The following is a 20777-nucleotide window of genomic DNA, read 5'->3' as shown; positions in this document are numbered from 1 at the left end:
GTGCCACCGCTCGGAGTCGCAGTCCCCACCGGCCCGCCAGGGCCGATCCCCACGCGCGCGCACGGCCCCCCGCCGGAATCCCCGACCATCCCCCCACACGCCCAAGGAGCACCATGCGTTCCTTCCGCATGCCCTCATGGCCCACGAACCCCACGCGCCCCGGACGCCCCTCGCGCTCCGTGCGCGTCGGCGCGGCCGCGACGGCCGGTCTCGGCCTCCTCGCCGGCGCCGCCCTGTTCGGTGCGCCCAGCGCCAGCGGCCACGGCTACACCGACACCCCCATCAGCCGCCAGAAGCTCTGTGCCAACAGGACGGTCTCCGACTGCGGACCCATCCAGTGGGAACCGCAGAGCGTCGAGGGCTACAAGGGCTTCCCGGCGGCCGGTCCCGCCGACGGGAAGATATGCGCCGGCGGTCACGCCGAGTTCGCCCAGCTCGACGACCCGCGCGGCGGCAACTGGCCCGCGACCCGCGTGAACTCCGGCCAGCCCTTCGACTTCCGCTGGCAGTTCACCGCGAACCACTCCACCACCGACTTCAGGTACTACGTCACCAAGAACGGCTGGGACCCGACCAGGCCCCTCACCCGGGCCTCCCTCGACCCGCAGCCCTTCCTCGTCGTCCCCTACAACGGCGGCCGCCCGGACATGACCACCATCCACCGCGGCTCCATGCCCGCCGGCAAGTCGGGGCGGCACATGATCCTGGCCGTCTGGACCGTCAACGACACCCCGATGGCCTTCTACGCCTGCTCCGACGTTCAATTCTGACGGAACGTCAGCTAACCTCCGGCGGCATGCGGACCACGACAGCACCCGATGCCGCCGAGACCGTCGCGGAACTCGTCGCGCGCCAGTGGGGCGACCACCGGCCGGGACTGATGTACGGGGCCGGCGCGGCCGACAGCGCCGGGCCCACCGTCCTCAGCCGCCACCGGGCCGCCCAGGAGGCCGCCGTACGCGCCGCGCTCCTCGCCGACCTCTTGCCGGCGGGCGCGGAACCGCACGTGGGCGTGCTGCTCGACAACACCCCCGAGTTCCCGGCCTGGCTCGGCGCGGCGGCGCTCGCGGGGGCCGCCGTCGCCGGGATCAACCCCACCCGGCGCGGCCCCGAGCTGGCCCGCGACATCCTGCACACCGACTGCCGGATCCTGGTCACCGAGCCCGCGCACCTCCCCCTCCTGCGCGGCCTCGACCTGCCCGGCGTACGCCTCCTGGTGACCGGCACCGAGGAGTACGCGGCCCTGCTCGCCCCGTACGCCGCCGCGGAGCCCGGCGAGGCCCGGGTACGGCCCGGCGGCCCCCGCCCCGACACCCGGCTGCTCCTCTACTTCACCTCCGGCTCCACCGGCGCCCCCAAGGCGGCCGTCTGCAGCCAGGGCCGCCTCGCCGCCGCCGGGGGATCGCTCGCCCGCCACTTCTCGGTCACCCCGGACGACGTCCACTACGTCTGCATGCCGCTCTTCCACGGCAACGCCGTCATCGCCGACTGGCTGCCCGCCCTCTGGGCCGGCGCCCCGGTCGCGCTGCGCCGCCGCTTCTCGGCCTCCGCGTTCCTGGACGACGTACGGGCCTACGGGGCGACGTACTTCACCTACGTCGGCCGGGCCGTCCAGTACCTGCTGGCCACCGAGCCCCGCCCCGACGACCGCGCACACCGGCTGCGCCTCGGCTTCGGCACCGAGGCGGGGGCGGTGGACGCGGCCCGCTTCGCCGAACGGTTCGGGGTCCGGCTGGTCGAGGGGTACGGGGCCACCGAGGGCGGCGCCTCCGTCCAGCGCGGCCCCGGCACCCCGGAGGGCGCGCTGGGCCGGGCCGCCCCGGGGGACGACCTGGCCGTGGTCGATCCGGAGACGGGCCGCGAGTGCCCGCCGGCCCGGCTGGACGCGCGGGGCCGGCTGCTCAACGGGGAGGAGGCCATCGGCGAGCTCGTCAACCGGGGCCGGAGCGCCTTCGAGGGCTACTGGCGCAATCCCGACGCCGAGGCGGCCCGCACCCGGGGAGGCTGGTACTGGACCGGCGACCTCTTCTTCCGGGATCCCGAGGGCTTCCTCTACTTCGCGGGCCGCACCGACGACCGGCTTCGGGTCGACAGCGAGAACCTGGCCGCCGCCGTGATCGAGAACGTCCTGGCCCGCTGGGAGGCGGCGGCCGCCGTCGCCGTGTACGCGGTCCCGGACGAGGTCGCGGGCGACCAGGTGATGGCCGCCGTGGCCCTGCGGGAGGGCGCGGCCTTCGCCCCTGACGCCTTCAGCGCCTTCCTCGCCGCCCAGCCGGACCTCGGCACGAAGATGGCCCCGCGTTACGTCCGGATCCTCGACGAGCTGCCCGTCACCGCCACGAACAAGGTCCACCGGGTGGCCCTGCGCCGGGCCGGCTTCCTCGGCCCCGGCCCGGTCTGGCACCGGACCGGCGGCGCCTACCGCCCGCTCGACGGGGAGGACCTGGCCGCGCTGCTGGCCGCGTACGAGGCCCGGGGCCGCCGGGAGCTGCTGGACCGCTGACCGGACCGCTGAGGGGCCGCCGGGCGGCGCCCCTGTCATTGGTTTGGAGCACCCCCGGGGAGCAGGTAGTATTTTCTCTGTCAGCAGGCGCCGCTAGCTCAGTTGGTTAGAGCAGCTGACTCTTAATCAGCGGGTCCGGGGTTCGAGTCCCTGGCGGCGCACCTGTCCTTCGGGCGGTTTCCGGTTCACCGGGAACCGCCCGAAGTGTTTTCCGGGCCGCCCGCCCCGTCCTCCCCGCCCCGCACCTCGGCCCCCTGCCCGGGGCCTCAGAGCGTGAGCGACAGCAGCAGCGGCGCGGCCTTGCGGTTCAGGGCGTCGGCCGCGGCGCGCAGCCGGTGGGCGTGCTCGACGGGCATGGACAGGGCGAGGCAGCCCACGGCGGCGCCGGCCGTGATGGGGACGGCCGCGCAGACGGTGCCGACGGCGTACTCCTGGAGGTCCAGGACGGGGACGGTGGCCGGCTGGGCGTCCAGCTTGGAGAAGAGGATCCGCTCGTTCACGATCGTCTTCGACGTCAGCCGGGCGATCTTGTGCCGGGACAGGTGGTCGCGCCGCCCGTTCAGGTCGAGCTGGGTCAGCAGGCACTTGCCGACCGCGCTGGCGTGGGCGGCCGAGCGGAAGTCGACCCACTCGTGCACCTTGGGCGTGCGGGGGCTGTCCGCGAACTGGGTGATGCGGACCTCGCCGTCCACGTAGCGGCTGATGTAGACGGCGGCGCCGACCGAGTCGCGCAGCCTGTCGAGGGTTTCCTGGAGCTTTTCCTGGAGGGCCTGCTGCCGGTCCTGGCCGGAGCCGAGCAGGACGAGGGAGTCCCCTATGGCGTAGGCGCCGTCCGAGACCTGGAGCACGTACCCTTCGCGCCGCAGCATGAGGAGCATCGGGGCGAGATGGACCGCGGGCAGGCCGGTCTCACGCGCGATCTGCACGTCGGTCACACCGCCGGTGTGCCGCGAGATCGTTTCGAGTACGCGCAGGGCGTACTGCACCGAGTGGAACGGCGCGGTCGGCTCGGGCTTCAGCGCCACGGTTTCCCCCTACCAGGTTGTTACCGCTTGCTCTACCACGATAGCCATCAAGAGGCCCACGTGGAGCGTGTGTTGATGAGATTGATGGCTTAATCAGGTCCCCCTGCCTGGGCCTACTCGAATGGCATATGCCAGCGGCACGGGCATGCCCCGGTCTGCCGGGAATGCCCGGCGGGCGCATCCCGTTCGACTTCTTCGTACGAACGCCGTACGAGGCGTACGGGGCGCCGCGGGCGCACGAGCGGGGACGGGACGGGAGCGACGATGAGCGACACCGGGGACACGGGCCGGCGCACGGGCGGGCGGCCGGAGGATCCGCGAGGGGGGCCGGTCCAGGACCCCGGCCAGGACCTCGGCCGGGACCCCGCCCAGGACCCGGTCCGCGGAACCGCGCGCGGCGAGGCGCCCGTGCCGCTGTCCGTCCTCGACCTGGTCACCGTCGGCAGCGGCTCCACCGCGCACGAGTCCCTGCGCACCAGCGTGCGGATCGCCCGCCAGGCCGAGTCCCGCGGCTACCACCGCCACTGGGTCGCCGAGCACCACTCCATGCCCGGGGTCGCCAGCTCCTCCCCGGCCGTGATCCTGGCCCACCTCGCCGCGTACACCTCCCGGATCCGGCTCGGCTCGGGCGGGGTCATGCTGCCCAACCACGCCCCGCTGGCCGTGGCCGAGCAGTTCGGCACCCTGGAGGCGCTGGCCCCGGGCCGGATCGACCTCGGGCTCGGCCGGGCGCCGGGCACCGACCCGCGTACGGCGGCCGCGCTGCGCGGGCCCGGGCGGCTGGACGAGGCGGCGGACGAGTTCCCCCGGCGGCTCGCGGAGCTCACCCGTTTCCTCGACGACGACTTCCCCGACGGGCACCCGTACTCCCGCGTGCACGCCGTCCCCGGCCCGGTGCAGGGGCCCTCGGGCCGCCCGCCGCTGTGGCTGCTGGGCTCCTCCGGCTTCAGCGCCCGCCTCGCCGCTGAGCTGGGCCTGCCCTTCGCGTACGCCCACCACTTCTCCGCCGCCGGCACCCTGCCCGCGCTGGAGCTGTACCGCGAGAGCTTCCGCCCGTCGGCGGTGCTGGACGCCCCGTACGCCATGATCGGGGTCTCGGCGCTGGCCGCCGACACCGAGGCCGAGGCCCGTGCGCAGGCGCTCGCCGGCGCGCTGGCGATGCTCCGGCTGCGCAGCGGGCGGCCCGGGCTGGTCCCGACGCCCGAGGAGGCGGCGGCGTACCCCTTCTCCCCGGCGGAGCGGGAGTTCGTGGACTCCTGGCTCGCCAACATCGTCCACGGCACCGCCGACGAGGTCCGCTCCGGGCTGGACGCCCTGGTGAAGCGGACGGGTGCGGACGAGCTGATGCTGACGGCGAGCGCCCACAGCGGTGCCGCCCGCGTCCGCTCCTACGGGCTCGTTGCCAATGCGTACGGGATGCCGACGGAGCCCTTGACGACGCGCTGAGCGGGGCCGGATCCGTGAAGAACGGCGTTTGGCTGGTTTGTTGCCGAAACCTTGCCGCAGCATGACCTAAGGGAGCCTTAAACCGCTCGTCACCCGGGGTGGCGGGCGGTTTCTGGTGTGCGCCCAAGTCTCTGACGAGGGCATTTGGCCGCCGAGTGGTCTAGTCCTTCTTTGGTCCAAACCATTGACTGGGGTGGCGGGTGATCGCTATCACTTCTCTCACCTACAGCTGACGCCCTCCCCTCCCACCCCCACGGAGGCAGTTCATGCACATCCGTAAACCCCTCGTCGCGGCCGCCGCCACGGCCGCGCTGGCAGCCGGAGCGCTGGCCGCCTTCGCGGGACTCGGCACCGCCCAGGCCGCCGACGCCTCCACCACCGCCGCGGCCGGCGGCGTGCGGATCGCCTACTACGACCAGTGGAGCGTGTACGGCAACGCGTTCTACCCCAAGCACCTCGACACCAGGGGCATAGCGGGGAAGCTGGACGTCATCAACTACTCGTTCGGCAACATCCACCCCACCGACCTCACCTGTTTCGAGGCGAACAAGGCGGCGGGTGACGACAACAACCCCAACGCCGGTGACGGCGCGGGCGACTCGTACGCCGACTACCAGAAGTCCTTCAGTGCGGCCGACAGCGTCAGCGGCACCGCCGACAAGTGGGACCAGCCCATCGTGGGCGTCTTCAACCAGTTCAAGCAGCTGAAGGCCAAGTACCCCCACCTGAAGATCAACATCTCGCTCGGCGGCTGGACGTACTCGAAGTACTTCAGCGACGCGGCCAAGACCGACGCCTCCCGCAAGAAGCTGGTCTCCTCCTGCATCGACCAGTACATCAAGGGCAACCTGCCCAAGGCCGACGGCTACGGCGGCCCCGGCACCGCGGCCGGGATCTTCGACGGCATCGACATCGACTGGGAGTACCCGGGTTCGTCGGGCGGCCACCTCGGCAACCACTACGCCCCCGAGGACAAGCAGAACTTCACCCTCCTGCTCAAGGAGTTCCGCGAGCAGCTCGACGCCTACGGCAAGGCGAACGGCGGCAAGAAGTACCTGCTGACCTCGGCCCTCCCGGCCGGCCAGGACAAGATCAAGTACATCGAGACGGACAAGATCGGCGCGTACCTCGACTACGCGAACATCATGACGTACGACATGCACGGCGCCTGGGACGGCGACGGGCCGACGTACCACCAGTCCCCGCTGTACTCCGGCACCAACGACCCGACCGACCCGATCGCCCCGGGCACCCAGAAGTACAGCATCGACAACGCCATCGACTCCTGGATCGACGGCAACCCGGCCTACGGCATCACCGGCGGCTTCCCCGCCAACAAGCTGACCCTGGGCTACGAGTTCTACTACCGCGGCTGGAAGGGCGTCCCCGCCGGCGCGGCGGGCGGCCTCGCCCAGCCCGCCACCGGCGCCTCCGGCGCCCGGCCCACCAGCCAGCAGGCCGGCATCGCCAACTACAAGGAGCTCGGCGGGATCGTCGACAACCCGGCGACGACCTACTGGGACGACCAGGCCAAGGCCTCCTACTTCTACAAGGACGGCGAGTTCTTCACCGGCCTGAACCAGAAGTCGATCCAGGCCCGGGTCGACTACGGCAAGCAGCGCGGCCTGGCCGGCGCGATGATGTACTCCCTCCTCGGCCTGGACAACAACACCACGCTGCTGAACCAGATCTCGGACGCCCTCGGCGGGACCACCGTGCCGCCGACCACCCCGCCGACGACGCCTCCCACCACTCCGCCCACCACGCCGCCGACGACCCCGCCGACGACGCCCCCGACCACCGGCTGCGGCAACGTCCCGGCCTACGTCCCGGGCACGGTCTACACCGCCGGCAACGAGGTCTCGCACAACGGCCGCAAGTACCGGGCCCAGTGGTGGACGCAGAACGAGGTGCCCGGCACCACCGGTGAATGGGGTGTCTGGAAGGACCTCGGCGCCTGCTGATCTCCCCCCACCCCGCGCCGAGCGCCGGACCGCCCCGCCCCTCCTCCCGAGGGGCGGGGCGGTTCCGGTTCACCGGGGCGGCTGCGCGGTCCCCGTCGCGAACCGGGCGCCCGGCGGCGGCGCGATCATCTCCGCGATGCGCTCCGGTGCCACCGCCCGGGAGTACAGCCAGCCCTGGCCCGTGTCGCAGCCGACCCGCCGCAGCCGGGCCGCCTGCCCGGCGGTCTCCACGCACTCGGCGGTGACGGTCAGCCCGAGCCGGTGCGCGAGCTGCACCAGGGCCTCCACGATGGTCTCGTCGGCCGGGTTCGGGTGGGTGCCCTCCTCGTAGCGGAAGCCGCGCACGAAGGAGCCGTCCAGCTTCAGCACCGACACCGGGAGCCGGCTGAGGTAGGCCAGGTTCGAGTAGCCGGTCCCGAAGTCGTCGATGGCGATCCGCACGCCCATGTCGCTCAGCGCCTGGAGCGCCTGCAGGGGCCGGCCCGCCGACCCCATCACCGCGGACTCCGTCAGCTCCAGCTGGAGCAGCTGCGGGGCGAGACCGGTCTCGGCGAGGATCTCCGCCACGTCCCCCACCAGGTCCGAGTCCCACACCTGGCGCACCGCCACGTTCACCGAGACGAACACCGGCGAGTCACTGGGCTGTTCGATCTGCCAACGCCGCGCCTGCCGGCACGCCGTGCGCAGCACCCACTGGCCCAGCTGCACGATCGAGCCGTCCTCCTCGGCGATCCCGATGAACCGATTCGGCGTCAGCATGCCGAACTGGGGGTGGTTCCAGCGGACCAGGGCCTCCACCCCGCGCACCACCCCGCTCTCCAGGTCCACCAGCGGCTGGTACTCCAGCTCGAACTCCCCGCGCTCCACGGCCGGGCGCAGGCTGGACGAGAGCGCCTGCCGGGTCATCCGGTGCGCGTTGCGCTCGGGGTCGAAGAGGGTCCAGCGGGCCTTGCCGTCCGCCTTCGCCCAGTACAGCGTGGTGTCCGCGGCCTGCATCAGCCCCGTCGCCGAGGTGCCGGCCGCGTCCCGCTCCACCACGCCGATCGACGCGGACACCGACAGCCGCTGTCCGGCCAGGTCGAACGGCTCCTGCACGGCGGCCAGGACGCTGCGCGCCAGGTCCGCGAGCTGCTCGGTGCCGGTGGAGTCCTCGACCAGCAGGGCGAACTCGTCGCCGCCGAGCCGGGCGACGAGGTGCCCGCCCGAGCGGCCGTACCCGGACTGGTCGGCGCACTGGGTGAGCCGGGCGGCCACGGCGGTCAGCAGCCGGTCGCCGACGCGGTGGCCGAGGGTGTCGTTGACCGCCTTGAAGCCGTCGAGGTCGAGGTAGCACAGGCCGATCCGGCCGGTGCCGGCCGTGCCGTAGGCGGAGGCCTCCAGGGCGGCCGAGAGCCGCTCGAAGAACAGCGCCCGGTTGGGGAGCCGGGTGACGGGGTCGTGCATCTGGAGGTGCCGCAGCCGGGCCTGGAGGTCGCGGCGGTCGCTGATGTCGGCGACGGACAGCAGGACGTCCGGGGTGCCGGTCACCGGGCCCAGGGTGACCTCGGTCCACAGGGAGTGCCCGTCGGGGTGCTTGAGGCGGCGGGTGCAGCGCAGCCGGGCCTGCCGGCCGCGCAGCACCTCCTGGTAGGCCTGCCAGGTACGGGCCTCCGCCGCCAGGTCCACCAGGTCGGCGGCGCACTGCCCGGCGAGGGCGTGGGGCTCGGCGCCCAGGAGGGCGGCCAGGGCCCGGTTGGCGGCGATCACCTCGCCGCTGCGGCCGACGACGGCCATGGCGAGGTGCGCCGCGTCGAAGGCGGCGCGGTAGTCGCGCGGTTCGGGCACGACAGGCACCGCAGGGTGACGCTCCGTAAGGGCCGGGCGGATGCTCTCGGCCGCCGAACCGGTCTCCTCTGAGGTTCCGCTCACCGTTCGCTCCCGCTGTGTTCGTGAGTGTCCGCGCAGGAAAGTGTGCCGATCATAGAGGCTGCCGGGAGGCCCTATCCAGCGGCGTCGCCGTGTGGGGCGGGGTCCGTCGCCGTGCTGACGCCTTCGGGGGCAGGTGCTGACGGGGGGTCGGACGGCAGCCGGGCGACCGTTTGCGCACGCCTGTGAACACCTGGTGACGCTAACTGTTCTCACGTGATCGAGCGTGACGTTCCGTAGTGACAGGCGTCAAGGGGCGGGGTCACCGGCTTGCCGTAGCGCTCACTCATGTGGGGCACCGGAACAGGACATTAGTCAGACAATCGCCTCAAGGTGGATGGGACGGGACGAATCCACCATCGGGAGGTCGATGTGCGGCGAGAGCAGACACCCGGGGGAGTGGACCGCTCCCGCATGCGAAGTACGGCCGCGGCGCTCACCTCCCTGACGGCGCTCGCCGCCATGTCGCTCGTCGCCGGGCCGGCGGTGGCGGCCGACACGGCCGCCGCGGGGCCCTGCGCGCTGACGCGGACGGCCGCCCACCACTCCCTCGGCGTGGACACCTGGAACGCCGCGTACCCCAGGCCCGAGCGCACCCTGAACGCCGTCATGGTGTTCCTCTCCTTCCCCGGCCACCGCGCCGCCGTGACGCCCCGGGAGCTGACGGCCGACTACTTCCCGGCGACCAGCGACTTCTTCGAGCGGGCCTCCTACGGCCGGTTCCGGCTGGTCCCGCACCCGCAGGAGCGGTGGATCCAGATGCCCCGGCCGGCGACCGCGTACGGGATACAGCGCGACTGGGCCCCCGATGACCGGGCGGCCTACCTGCGGGACGCTGTCGCGGCCGCCGATCCGCTGGTCGACTTCAGCGCGTACGACGTCGTGTACTTCGTCGCCGACCCGGGCGCCCCCGGCGTGGACTCCGACGCCACCAAGGTCGTCAACTTCGACCGCCCGATCGTGGCGGACGGCGCGTCGCTGCGGCGGATCGTGACCGTCTTCGAGCAGCACCCGCCGGACCGCAACGTGCTGGCGCACGAGACCGGGCACGTCTTCGACCTGCCCGACCTCTACCACCGCCCGACGGACGGCAAGGGCGACTGGGACACGTACGTCGGCGACTGGGACGTCATGGGCAGCCAGTTCGGGATGTCACCGGACCTGTTCGCCTGGCACAAGTGGAAGCTGGGCTGGCTGGATCCCGCCCAGGTGGACTGCGTACGGTCCGGCACCTCGCTGCACACCCTCCAGCCGCTGTCACAGGCCCCGCCGCCCGGCGGTACGGGCGGCACCCGGCTCGCGGTGATCCGTACGGGCCCCGGCAGCGCCATCGCGGTCGAGGCGCGGGGCTCCGCGGGCAATGACGGGGACACCTGCACGGAGGGGGTCCTGGTCTACCGGGTCCGCAACGAGGCGGCCTCGGGCGGCGGGCCGATCGAGGTGCTCGACGGCCACCCCCGCACGGAGGCCTGCTGGGACCGCTCGGTGTACCCGCCGCTCGCGGACGCGCCGCTGGAGGTCGGGGAGACCTTCACCGTGCCGGGGGAGCGGATCACGATCGAGGTGGCGGACCGGACCCAGTCGGGCGCCTACACGGTGAAGATCACGACCTGAGGGACCGTCCGCGCACACGAAGAAGGCCCCCGCTCCGAAGAGCGGGGGCCTTCTCCCGTCTGTGCGCCGCCAGGGACTCGAACCCCGGACCCGCTGATTAAGAGTCAGCTGCTCTAACCAACTGAGCTAGCGGCGCCTGCTGACGTCGTAGACACTAGCATCCGTTTCGGCCGAACCAAAAATCGATACCGGGCCGCGGACGGCGTGCAGGAACGCCCAGAGCAGGGAGTCCGGCCCCGGCAGCCAGGGCAGCCGGGTGTCCGGGGCCACCAGCCACCGCGACGGGCCGGGGGCGGGGGCCAGTGGCGGCACGGTGACGGCGTCCCCGTGGCCGTGGCACAGCGGGGCCGGGGCGCCCGGGCCCCACTCCTCCCAGGCGAGCAGCGCCGGGAGCCGCTGGGCGGTGCCGGGGGCGGCGAAGAGCAGCATCCGGCCGCGGTGGACGGCGGCCGGCCCCGAGCCGGGCCCCCGCTCCCAGAGCAGGTCGAGCATCCGGCGGCCGACCACGAGCGGAACGTTGACGACGTCGAACGCGGTCCCGCAGGGCAGCACCGCGGGCGAGGCGGGCCGCGCCTCCCAGGCCGCGAGGGTCTCCCCCGGGTGGGCCGAAGCGGAGGCCAGCCAGGCGGCGCCCTGTGCGGTCACCTGGGTCGCGGGCGCGGTGCGTGCGTCGGGGCCGTCGAGGGCGGGGCAGCCGCCGGCCGTCGTCAGGGTCGTCATATGCCAGGTGTACCCGGCGTAGTGTGACCCTTTCGTGGAGTTACCGAAAACCGGGACGGGGCGGGTGGTCCTGGGGTATCTTGCGCCGCGCATATGCCGGGGGCTCGGCCGTGTCCCGGACCCCCGGGCCGCGCTCCGGCGGCGGCCCGGGCCGAGGGCCGGCCGGGGCGGGACCGTGGGTGACGGGTCCCGACACCGGGCCCGGCCCGGTCGCCCCCACCCGACGGCGGGGGCCCGGGCCCGGCATTCCGTACGGCTAGACCGTGTCGGGAGTGGTGCCGCGCTGGAGGTCCTCGCCGAACTCGATCATCTTGCGGGCGTAGTCCTCGGTCCACTCCGCGATCGCGGCGATGGCCTGCGGCGGGAGCCGGTCGAAGCGCCGGGGGTCCGCCAGCTGGGCCGCCGCCAGGGCCTGGAACTCCACCGCCCGGTCCTGCGCTGCCCGGAACGCCAGCGTCAGCTCGGTGGCCCGGGTCAACAGCTCGCGGGGGTCCTCGATCGACTCCAGGTCGAAGAAGTGCTCCGGGTCCGTGGCGGCCTCCGAGGGCTCGAAGAGCAGCGGCGCCGGCCGCTGCCTCCGCTCGGTCCGCTCGGGCTCTGCCATGCGTGTCCTCCTGCTGCGCTGCGGATCCTGGGCCACCCTCCATTGTCCAGCGTCGCGCAAGGGTGCCGGGAGTCAGGCCGACACGGGCTCCTTGACCAGCGCAGCGACGTCGTCCAGGACGCCCGCCAGCTCGGCGGCCAGACCCTCGGGCGCGTTGAAGCCCTCTGCCCCGACCAGGCCGTTGATGCCGGCGATGGCCACCGAGCGCTCGGCGGGGAGCATGCCGAGCTGGGTGAGCACCGGCAGCAGCATCCGGGCGGCGGGGGCGCCGCCGGTACCGCCGGCGCTGTAGCTGACCAGGCCGAACGGCTTGCCCTGCCATTCGCGGTAGAGGAAGTCGACGGCGTTCTTGAAGGGGGCGGTGAAGCCGCCGTTGTACATCGGCAGGACGAACAGGACCGCGTCGGCGGCGTCGACGATCGCGCTCCAGTCGCGGGTGTGCTGGTGGGCGTAGTTGCCGGTGGAGGCGTACTCCGGCTCGTCCAGGAAGGGCAGGGCGAGCTCCGCGAGGTCCACCGGGGCGACCTCGAAGGCGCCGTGGTCGCGGGCCTGGCCGACGACCCATTCGGCGACGGGGCGTCCAGAGGAGGTGGGGCGGGTCGCGGCGGAGATGACGAGCAGTCGGGTCATGGCGTGAACTCCCGTTGGATGCTGGTGCGGTGTGTGGTCCACAGTGTGGTTGTTGACGTGTCACCTAGGAAAATCGGTGCCGCGTGATATGTCAACTACATTGTTGATGTATCACCAAACCGGGTAGTCTGCTGCCATGACCGACGCGCCCGAGCCGGCCCACCCCCGCTGGCTCACCGAGTCCGAACAGCACGCCTGGTACGCCTGGCGCCGCATGTTCCCCCTCGTGGACGCGGAGATCGCGCGTGACCTCAACACGGACAGCGCCCTCTCCGAAGCCGACTACGACGTCCTGTCGGCCCTCGGCTCGACCGAGGGCCACCGCATGCGGATCAGCGCGCTCGCCGTGCTGATGCAGTGGTCCCGCAGCCGACTCTCACACCAGATCAGCCGGATGCAGCAGCGCGGCCTCGTCGCCCGCGAGGAGGTCCCCGGCGACGGCCGCGGCGCCGAGGTGGTGCTCACCGGCCAAGGCGTGGACACCATCACCGCGGCGGCCCCGCTGCACGTCGAATCCGTACGCCGGCACCTGATCGACGTCCTCACCCCGCAGCAGCTGGACGCCCTCGCCGACGCCGGCGAGACCCTCCGCCGCCACTTCGGCGTCACCCGCAAGGACCACACCGGATAACCGCTGGCCGGGCCCCGGCCGGCGCTGCTTGGATGGCCCGATGGACGGCTACGAGATCTCCACCGACCCCTCCCGGCTCGACGGCGACCGGATCCACCGCTGGCTCTCCGAGGACGCCTACTGGGCCCTCGGCCGCAGTCGTGAGAGCCACGACCGGGCGGTCGCCTCCTCGCTGAACTTCGGCCTGTACGACAGCGCTTCGGGCGCCCAGCTCGGCTATGCGCGGATCGTCACCGACCTGGCCACCTTCGCCTGGCTCTGCGACGTGTACGTGGACCCCGGCGCGCGCGGCAAGGGCCTCGGCGGCGCCCTCGTCGAGGCGGTGAAGGCCCACCTGGCCCCGTACGGCCTGCGCCGCATCATGCTCGCCACCGCCGACGCGCACGAGGTCTACGCCCGCGCCGGCTTCGCGCCGCTGGAGACGGTGGAGAAGTGGATGCTGTTCGGCGAGCAGTAGCCGTCCCGGCCGGCCGTCAGTCGTCCCAGGTCTGTGTGAACTCGCGGAAGCCCTCGGAGTAGATGCCCGGGACGGCTTCGTCGACTGGGCGGCCGTTCAGCCAGGTCGCCCGGGAGGTCTCGCTCTCGGTGTCGAGCAGGCAGCACACGGCGCCGGAGGCGGCCGCCAGCCCGGTGAACACCTCCCTGATGCTCGCCGAGCGCTCGAACAGCCGGCTCATCTCGGAGGTGGCCGCGGTGAAATCCAGCAGCGCGTGGCGGGGGTGGAGCGGCGACTCGAACGTCCCCATCATGTAGATGTACCCGACCTGGAGCCTCCCGAGCCCGTCGGGCACCAGGCCGCGGCCGTCGACGTACGCGCGCACAGCGTCGTCGGCGCCGAACATGATCGAGGTGTCGAGGTCGAGCGAGCCGCCCGCGGAGCAGTCGACCGGCTCGCTCTTGAACCCGGACGTGAACGGGACGGTGACCCGCTCACCGCCGGGCAGGGTGACCGCCAGCGGCGGCACCCGGTCGTGGGGCGGCGCCAGCCGGGTGAGTTCGCCCAGTGCCCGGGCGACGTTCCGCGCCGGCAGGTAGATCTGGTAGCCGTAGTCAAGTCCCATGCGGACCGCCCCCCTTGAATACCGCCCCGGATCCTCTCACGGCCGCCAGGGGACGCGGTGTTCGGCGAGGTGGGCGAGGACCGAGTGGTTCGCCTCCCAGCCGTCCGGGAACTTGACGGTCACGCCCAGCTGCACCGGCTCCGTCGACGGGTGGTCGTCCAGCAGCTCCGCTATCCCCGCCCGGGCCACCACCACGCAGGCGTGCCGGTGCCGGGAGGCCAGGACGCACAGGCGACCCGTCTCCAGGTGGAACGCCGTCGCGTCGGGGCGGCCCGACAGGGGGTGCAGGACCACCGTGAGGTCGTACTCGCGGCCCTGGAGCCGGTTCGCGGTGTCCACCGTGACCCCCGTGACGCCGAGGGACGCCAGCGCCGTACGGACCGCCGCCGCCTGGTCGCGGTGGGCGGTGCCGACGGCGATGCGGTCCGCCGTCAGCGGGGTGGGGGCGGGGGAGCGTTCGTCGGAGGTCACCGCGCCCCGGTCCAGTGCCCGGCGCACCACCAGCGCCACCGCCCCCACCGCCTCCGGGTCCGTCCGCGGGGTGTGCCGGGCCGGCAGCTCCAGCAGCCCCCAGCCCGACGCGGCGGCCTCGTCCAGCACCCGGTCCGGGCCCGAGCCGTCGCCCGCGACCCCGTACGCGAGGCGCCGCTCGCCGGGGCCGGTGCCGCTGCGGAACTGCGAGTACGGGTAGAAGGCGCGCGAGACCAGCGGCGCCGCCGTCGCCGGCAGCCGCCACGACACCGGCAGCCGGTGCTGCGGCAGCCCGGGGTTGTGCGCGAGGAGGGTGGAGACCGCCGACGCCGAAGGGTCGTACGACAGCCCGGCCCACTGCTCCGCGCCGACCACGCTGAACGGGTCCAGCTGCCCCGGGTCGCCCACGAACAGCGCCCGCTCGAACAGCCCGGCCACCGCCAGCAGCGCGTCCGAGCGCATCTGGTACGCCTCGTCGACGATCGCGTGCTCCCACGGCGCGTCGGCCTTCACGTACGCCCACTTGGCGGCCGTGGAGATGGTGACCGGCAGCTCCGCCAGGTCCGCCGGCTTGGCCGACAGGGTGACCGACGGGAGCCCGCGCAGCGCCGGGTCGTAGGCGTCGCCGTCACTGCTGTGCAGCCGGCCCACCTTCAGCTCCGGGTCCTTCTCGGCGAGCCGCAGCACCAGGTCGTCGACCTGCGCGTTGGTCTGCGCGACCACCATCAGCCGGCGCCCGGCCGCGGCCAGCTCCCGGGCCGCCCGCACCACGAGCGTCGACTTGCCGGCGCCCGGCGGGGAGTCCACCACCACGCCCCGCGCGGTGCCGTGCAGGGTGTCGTGGAGGATTGCGGCGGTGGCCCGGTCGGCGGCCGCGCCCGGGTCGAAGGCGGCGGTCACAGCAGGTCCTCGTCGGTCACGGCGTCCAGGGCGGGGGCGGCGGCGGTCGCGGAGCCCGGCGGCCCGCCGTGCGTCCACGGGGTGTGCTCCGGGTCGGGCAGCTTCGGGCCGCCGCGCGCGTCGTGCTCGAACAGGGTCCAGCAGTCCCGGTCGCCCTTCTCCGGCACCGAGCCCGCCACCGGCTCCCGGCCCGCGCCCATCTTGTCGAGCACGCGCAGCACCAGCTGCCCGTCCTCCTCGTACCGCACGAACTCGAAGGCCTGCTGCCGACCGTCCAGCGAGCGGAACACCTTCCCGCCGCCCGCGTCCGCCAGCTGCGGCCGGTCCTCGGTGGCCACCGTCACCAGGGGGCGCGGCCGGGGGCGCTTGCCCTCGGACCACTCCATCAGCACCTCGGTGACCTCCCCGGCGAAGGCCTCGCCCGCGAACCGCCGGCCCGCCATCACGAGCGGGTCGTCCAGCGCCTCCTGCGCGTCGAGCCGCACCTGCTCGGTCTCCCGCGTGGCCAGCTTCTGGGCGGCCGTCACCGCGTCGTCCCGGCGCGGCTGCGGCGGCTCGCCCGCCCGGACCCGGTCGCGGTGACCCGTGAAGGACCAGCGGTCGCGGGTCCAGCGCTCCTCGGTCCGTTCGCCCGGCGGCAGCGTGCGCATCAGGTCGACGGCCGCCCAGGTCTGCCACCAGGCGGTCTCCATCTGGCTCAGGACCAGCTGCCGGACCGCCCGCTCGGCCCGGCGTACGCCGTCCCCCTCGGACGTCCCGCCGACCGCCGCCCGGGCCGCGTCGAACCTGGCGATCGCCGGCGCGAGCAGCTTGTTGTCGAAGGCGGGGTCGGTGGCCGGGCCGGCCGGCGGGACCTCCAGCTGCCCGTCCGCGCCCCGCGCGAGCTCCACGCGCAGCGCGAACTCGGCGCCCGAGAGGCCCTCCGGCGGGTCGATCCAGCCGAGCAGCGCCCCGAGGTGCTGGTCCTCCAGGTCGCTCTGGCCCGTGGCCCAGTGCCGGCCCAGCAGGTCGGTGGCGGACAGCAGCATGGAGGAGCCGGGGACGCGGGAGCGTTCGGCGAGGTGCGTGAGCCAGCGGCCGAGCAGCGGCACCTGGGTGGGGGCCGGGTAGGGGTTCTCCGGGTCCTCCTCGGCGGTCCGGCGGAAGCGCATGGACCGGCCCAGCAGGCGCACGTACTCGATGCCCGCCCGGCTCGGCACGAGGATCTGCGGGGCGTCCACGCACAGTTCGGCCTCGACCTTGACCTTCTTGCCGGTCTCCGGGTCGGTCTCGGTGCGCTCGGCCGGCTCGACGACGTCCGCGTACGCGTCCACGTACGCCATCACCTGCACGGCGAGGTCGCCGAGGAACCGCCAGCGCAGGTCCCGGTCGCGGGGCTGGGGTATGACGAAGATCCGCGGCTCGTGCCGGTCGGTGCCCAGCATCGCGCCCAGCGGGGCGCCCGCCTCGCCGGCGGTGGTCAGCGGTACGAAGACCAGCGGTCGCTCGCTCAGGTGGCGGTGCCGCACGGTCGCGAGCGGCTGGGCGCGGCCCGCGCGGACCGCCTCCAGCCGGGCCAGGGTGCTCAGCAGGGGCATTCGGGGGTCTCCGGGGCCTGGTACGGGGGTCGGGCGGCGGCCGACGCGAGCGCCTCGGCCCGCAGCCGGGCCGCCTCGCGCAGGGCGGCGGCGGTGGGGTCGGTGCCAGGTCCGGAGCCGGCGTGCGCTCCGGCGTCGGACCGCGCCCCGGCGGCTGCGGCGAGGGCGGCCTCGACGGTGGTCAGGCCGCCCAGCTCGCCCCGTACGGAACGGCCCAGCGCGGCCGGCTCCCCGGCCTCGCGGGCCCGCTCCCGGCAGTGGAAGGCCAGTTCGCAGGCGGCGAGGCACTCGGGGGCGTAGGAGGCGGAGACCGCCGAGACGGCCTCGGTCAGCTCGGCGGCGGGCCGGGCGGGGTCGAAGCACAGCCCCTGCGGCAGCCCCTCGGCCAGCTCCTCCACCCGGGTCAGCCGCTCCAGCTGGCGGCGGGTCACCGCCCGCTCCCGGCGTACGTCCACGAGCGCGGCGGCGGGCAGGTTGGAGAAGTCCTTCGGGCAGACGAGCAGCACCTGGTGGCCGACCTCGGCGCCCGCCAGCTTCCCGGCGGTCTGCTCCAGGGCCAGCACGTACACGGCGGCCTGCCGCGCGGCGGCCCCCACCTTCGCGGCGTCGGCGGCCCCGTCGATCATCGGGAACGACTTGATCTCCACCACGGTCCAGCGGCCGTCGGGGTGGACCACGACGGCGTCGGGCTCCAGGTACGCGGGGGTGCCCGCCACCTCCAGGGCCAGCATCGGATGGTCCAGCAGCGTCCACGTCCCCGCGGCGGTGGCCTCCCGCAGGGCCAGCGCCGTCCGCGCGGCACGCCCCTCGGGCCCGGCGGCGGTCAGGTCCGGCACCCGGGAGTCCGGCCCGGGCGGCTCGGCCCCCCCGCCGAGACGGGCGTGCGTCAGCCGCAGCAGCTCCACTCCGCCGTCGCCCTTGACCCGGGCCTCGAAGGAGTTGCCGCGGACGATCGCGAACTGCGACTGCCCGAAGGCGGCGGGGGAGCCCAGCGCGGCCGCGAGCGCCGTCTTGTCCACCCCGGCGCCGTCGAGCAGGGCCCGTCTGCCGCAGCCGGGATTGGCGGCGAGGGCGGCGAGCGCGCGCGCGTCGAGCGGGCGCGGCGGCACGGCGGGGCCGCGCAGGTCGGCGAGCCGCTGCCGCAGTGTCGTCTGGGGCGGGCCGTCGGGCGGGTAGGAGCTCACGGGCGGAAGTGTCCCATCCGCCACTGACAATCGTGGTCATACGGCGGAAACGGTCCGGTCGCCGCGCTTGCGACGGCGTCGGCGATGATGGACGGACGGAACCCCCACGGACCGGGAGAAACACAGATGGCCCCCCGCATCCTGCTGGCCCGCCACGGCCAGACGGCATGGTCCCTGCTCGGCAAGCACACGGGACGCACGGACGTGCCGCTGCTGGAGGAGGGCAGGCTGGGGGCGAAGCGGCTCGGCGAGCGCCTGGCCCGGGAACCCTGGGCGGGCCTGCGCGGCCTGGAGGTGCGCACGAGCCCGCTGGTCCGCGCGAGCGAGAGCTGCGACCTGGCCGGCTTCGGGGCCCAGGCCGATGCCTGGGACACCCTGATGGAGTGGGACTACGGCGACTACGAGGGCATGACGCCGGCCGAGATCCAGGCGGTCCGGCCGGGCTGGCTGATCTGGCGCGACGGGGTCCCCGGCGGCGAGTCCGTCGCCGACGTCTCGGCGCGCGCCGACGAGGTCGTGGCCTGGGCCCGCGCGGCCGAACGCGACGTCCTCGTCTTCGCCCACGGCCACATCCTGCGCACCCTGGCCGCCCGCTGGCTGGGCTTCGAGGCCTCCTTCGGCGCCCGCATCCGCCTGGACCCCACCTCCCTGTCGGTCCTGGGCTGGGCCTACGGCGCCCCGGCCCTGGAACGCTGGAACGACACGGGCCACCTGGAAGGCTGACCGCCCGGGCCCTGCCCCGCCAGGGGCGGGGGGAACTGCGCGCCCGGCCACGGCGCACCCGCACCCGAACCCCGGGCCGCCCGGCCCCGGCAGGCCAGCCGCCGCCGGGGCCGTGCCCCCGCCAGGGGCGCGGGGAACTGCGCGACCAGCCACGGCGCACCCGCACCCGAACCCCGGGCCGCCCTCCCCGCAGGGCGCCCCGCGCCACCGGCGGAGCGTCAGGCCTGGGCGTGGCGCGTCAGGAAGGCGCCCACGCGCGGGGAGCGCTGGTGGGGGACCAGGGTGTGGGCCGTGCCCGCCAGCATCGACCGGATCCGGGTCGAGTGGACCTCGGTCAGCAGGTCCAGGACCCGGCCGCCCGCCCAGGCGGCCTCGTCGGGCGCTCCCGCCCGGGCCAGGTCGTCGGCGAGCTCCGCCGTGTAGAGGGCGACGTTGCGCGCGAAGTGCGGGTCCTGGAGGTCCGCCGCCCGCCGGGCGTGCCGGGCCGCGCGGGCGTGTTCCCCGAGGGCGGCCCAGCAGCCGGACTCCAGCGATTCCAGCTCGGCCTCGCCGAAGAAGGACATCCACTCCGGGTCGGCGGCCGACGTCCCCCGCGCGAACTCCGCGTGCGCCCGCGCCAGGGACTCCTCGCACGCCCGGCGGTCCCCGAGGCCCGCCCAGCCGCCCGCCTCCCGCAGCGCCAGCAGCGCCAGCAGCCGGGGCGAGCCCAGGGAGCGGGCCGCGCGCCGGCCCGCCTGGGCGGCCCGTACCGACTCGCGGTGGCGGCCGCGGTCCCGGGCCAGGAAGGCCATGTTGCTGAAGGCGTGCGCCTCCAGGGCCGCGTTGCCGCAGACCCGGGCGGTGGCGAGGGCCTCCGCGTAGTGCGAGCGGGCGTCCTCGAAACGGCCCGAGTCGTGCGCCAGCCAGCCCACCGAGATGGCCAGTTCCCCGGCCCCCGCGTGCAGCCGGTCCTCGGTGGACTGGCGGGTGGTGCCCGCGTCGAGCAGCGCGTACGCGGTCCTCAGGGGCTGTGCCGCCCGCCGGTAGAGGGCGTCGGCGCCGTGCCGGTCGTCCAGCAGCCGGATCTGCCGTACCGCGTCCTCGACCGCGGCCGCCTCGGCCTCCCCGGCGCGGGAGGGGATCCTGCGGGCGTCGCCGAGCAGGGTGAGGCTGAGCGTCGCGGCCGCCACGGTCGCGGAGCCGCCCGTCATGAACGCGCGGCGCAGCACGTCGCTCTCCTTGGAACGCTGGACGAGGTGGGTGAAGACCGGCGGCGTCGGCAGTGCGCGCTGGGCCCCCCGGCCGCGCACCGCCTCGCGCGGGGAGAAGCCGAGGTCGGCCAGGGTGCGGCCGGGGAACATGTGGAGGAAGACCCGCTCGTAGGCGTAGTTGGGGCAGCGGATCTCGCCCGACTCGACCCGGCCGATGTAGCGGGCGTCGCAGGAAACCGTTTCGCCGATCTCCCGGGCGGCGCGGCGGACCATGGCCGCGAACTCGGCGGGGGAGTGCTGTCCGCGCAGGCGGCGGAAGGAGGAGTTGGGTGAGTGGGGGGACGCCGCCATGGACGTGTGCCTCTCTGGACGATCCCGGGTGTCCCGCAGGAAGGCAGGACCCCCGTCGATCCCTGTCGGTCTCGCTCCGGATTCAGGGTTCCGGCGCGCATGAACGTACCGCCGCCGCCGGGCGCCTCACACGGTGTTTGGCTACAAAACGGATATCTCACCCGCGATCCGCCATGAACTGCCATCCTTTGCGGCGTCTTGCCGCCGCACCCGTTGACGCTTCCGCGCGTTGAACCCATGCGGATACGGATCGAGGAGGGGTTCCCCTTGGTGGAGGC

18 protein-coding genes and 2 tRNA genes are annotated in these 20777 nt (G+C 74.1%); 9 read left to right on the top strand and 11 right to left on the bottom strand.

Annotation, left to right across the window (positions count from 1 at the left end; genetic code table 11):
- Positions 1-179: 179 nt before the first annotated feature.
- The 3 genes from D1J60_RS13060 to D1J60_RS13050 all read left to right on the top strand — a co-directional run bounded on the left by D1J60_RS13060 (position 180) and on the right by D1J60_RS13050 (position 2664).
- Positions 180-770 (top strand): lytic polysaccharide monooxygenase auxiliary activity family 9 protein, encoded by a 591-nt coding sequence (locus D1J60_RS13060; RefSeq protein WP_125823997.1) that lies wholly within the window; start codon positions 180-182, stop codon positions 768-770.
- A gap of 26 nt (positions 771-796) precedes the next feature.
- Entirely contained in the window at positions 797-2503 is a 1707-nt protein-coding gene (locus D1J60_RS13055; protein ID WP_125821215.1) for an AMP-binding protein, read from the top strand.
- Positions 2504-2590: 87 nt separating this feature from the next.
- Positions 2591-2664: transfer RNA gene (locus D1J60_RS13050), tRNA-Lys, on the top strand.
- Positions 2665-2769: 105 nt separating this feature from the next.
- On the opposite strand, the gene D1J60_RS13045 is transcribed toward D1J60_RS13050, so the two are convergent.
- On the bottom strand, positions 2770-3528 hold the full coding sequence (locus tag D1J60_RS13045) for an IclR family transcriptional regulator C-terminal domain-containing protein (RefSeq protein ID WP_125595628.1): 759 nt from the start codon (positions 3526-3528) through the stop codon (positions 2770-2772).
- Positions 3529-3792: 264 nt separating this feature from the next.
- Between D1J60_RS13045 and D1J60_RS13040 the strand changes: the two genes are divergently transcribed.
- Entirely contained in the window at positions 3793-4974 is a 1182-nt protein-coding gene (locus D1J60_RS13040) for an LLM class flavin-dependent oxidoreductase (RefSeq protein WP_241253241.1), read from the top strand.
- 266 nt (positions 4975-5240) lie between these two features.
- Positions 5241-6938: a glycosyl hydrolase family 18 protein gene (locus D1J60_RS13035; RefSeq protein WP_125821214.1), complete on the top strand. Its 1698-nt coding sequence runs from the start codon at positions 5241-5243 to the stop codon at positions 6936-6938.
- 69 nt (positions 6939-7007) lie between these two features.
- Here the strand turns inward: D1J60_RS13035 and D1J60_RS13030 are convergent, their stop codons facing one another.
- Positions 7008-8846 carry an EAL domain-containing protein gene (locus D1J60_RS13030; RefSeq protein WP_164720893.1) on the bottom strand — a complete coding sequence of 613 codons (1839 nt, stop codon included), beginning with the start codon at positions 8844-8846 and terminating at the stop codon, positions 7008-7010.
- 411 nt (positions 8847-9257) lie between these two features.
- Here D1J60_RS13030 and D1J60_RS13025 point away from each other — a divergent pair, with 411 nt between their 5' ends.
- The gene (locus tag D1J60_RS13025; RefSeq protein ID WP_125821213.1) at positions 9258-10457 is read left to right on the top strand and encodes a M6 family metalloprotease domain-containing protein; all 1200 of its coding nucleotides are present in this window, start codon (positions 9258-9260) and stop codon (positions 10455-10457) included.
- A 62-nt stretch (positions 10458-10519) separates the two neighbouring features.
- On the opposite strand, the gene D1J60_RS13020 is transcribed toward D1J60_RS13025, so the two are convergent.
- The 4 genes from D1J60_RS13020 to D1J60_RS13005 all read right to left on the bottom strand — a co-directional run bounded on the left by D1J60_RS13020 (position 10520) and on the right by D1J60_RS13005 (position 12411).
- Positions 10520-10593 (bottom strand) — tRNA-Lys (locus D1J60_RS13020).
- Entirely contained in the window at positions 10584-11177 is a 594-nt protein-coding gene (locus D1J60_RS13015; protein WP_125821212.1) for a bifunctional DNA primase/polymerase, read from the bottom strand. The genes D1J60_RS13020 and D1J60_RS13015 overlap by 10 nt, the downstream gene beginning before the upstream one ends.
- A gap of 256 nt (positions 11178-11433) precedes the next feature.
- Entirely contained in the window at positions 11434-11781 is a 348-nt protein-coding gene (locus D1J60_RS13010; protein ID WP_125594158.1) for a hypothetical protein, read from the bottom strand.
- Between the two features lie 72 nt (positions 11782-11853).
- Positions 11854-12411, bottom strand: a complete 558-nt coding sequence (locus D1J60_RS13005; RefSeq protein WP_125821211.1) for an NAD(P)H-dependent oxidoreductase — start codon at positions 12409-12411, stop codon at positions 11854-11856.
- 136 nt (positions 12412-12547) lie between these two features.
- Here D1J60_RS13005 and D1J60_RS13000 point away from each other — a divergent pair, with 136 nt between their 5' ends.
- Both D1J60_RS13000 and D1J60_RS12995 read left to right on the top strand, forming a co-directional pair.
- Positions 12548-13042 (top strand): MarR family winged helix-turn-helix transcriptional regulator, encoded by a 495-nt coding sequence (locus D1J60_RS13000; protein WP_125594156.1) that lies wholly within the window; start codon positions 12548-12550, stop codon positions 13040-13042.
- Positions 13043-13082: 40 nt separating this feature from the next.
- Positions 13083-13499 carry a GNAT family N-acetyltransferase gene (locus D1J60_RS12995; RefSeq protein WP_125821210.1) on the top strand — a complete coding sequence of 139 codons (417 nt, stop codon included), beginning with the start codon at positions 13083-13085 and terminating at the stop codon, positions 13497-13499.
- Positions 13500-13515: 16 nt separating this feature from the next.
- Here D1J60_RS12995 and D1J60_RS12990 read toward each other — a convergent pair whose 3' ends face one another.
- The 4 genes from D1J60_RS12990 to D1J60_RS12975 are packed head-to-tail and all read right to left on the bottom strand — an operon-like array spanning position 13516 to position 18235.
- Complete coding sequence (locus tag D1J60_RS12990; RefSeq protein WP_125821209.1) at positions 13516-14103, bottom strand: hypothetical protein; 588 nt, start codon at positions 14101-14103, stop codon at positions 13516-13518.
- A gap of 36 nt (positions 14104-14139) precedes the next feature.
- Entirely contained in the window at positions 14140-15474 is a 1335-nt protein-coding gene (locus D1J60_RS12985; protein WP_125821208.1) for an AAA domain-containing protein, read from the bottom strand.
- Positions 15471-17051: a hypothetical protein gene (locus D1J60_RS12980; protein WP_125821207.1), complete on the bottom strand. Its 1581-nt coding sequence runs from the start codon at positions 17049-17051 to the stop codon at positions 15471-15473. Before D1J60_RS12980 ends, D1J60_RS12985 begins: the two co-directional genes overlap by 4 nt.
- The gene (locus tag D1J60_RS12975) at positions 17039-18235 is read right to left on the bottom strand and encodes a hypothetical protein (RefSeq protein ID WP_125821206.1); all 1197 of its coding nucleotides are present in this window, start codon (positions 18233-18235) and stop codon (positions 17039-17041) included. Before D1J60_RS12975 ends, D1J60_RS12980 begins: the two co-directional genes overlap by 13 nt.
- 126 nt (positions 18236-18361) lie before the next feature.
- On the opposite strand from D1J60_RS12975, the gene D1J60_RS12970 reads away from it, so the two are divergent.
- Complete coding sequence (locus D1J60_RS12970; RefSeq protein WP_125594150.1) at positions 18362-18958, top strand: histidine phosphatase family protein; 597 nt, start codon at positions 18362-18364, stop codon at positions 18956-18958.
- A gap of 218 nt (positions 18959-19176) precedes the next feature.
- Here D1J60_RS12970 and D1J60_RS12965 read toward each other — a convergent pair whose 3' ends face one another.
- Entirely contained in the window at positions 19177-20499 is a 1323-nt protein-coding gene (locus D1J60_RS12965) for a tetratricopeptide repeat protein (protein WP_125821205.1), read from the bottom strand.
- Positions 20500-20777: the final 278 nt, after the last annotated feature.

This window comes from Streptomyces sp. W1SF4, assembly GCF_003950035.1.
Lineage (GTDB): Bacteria > Actinomycetota > Actinomycetes > Streptomycetales > Streptomycetaceae > Streptomyces > Streptomyces racemochromogenes.
Note: the sequence above shows the minus strand (reverse complement) of the source record. Positions and strands in the feature narration are given on the sequence as shown.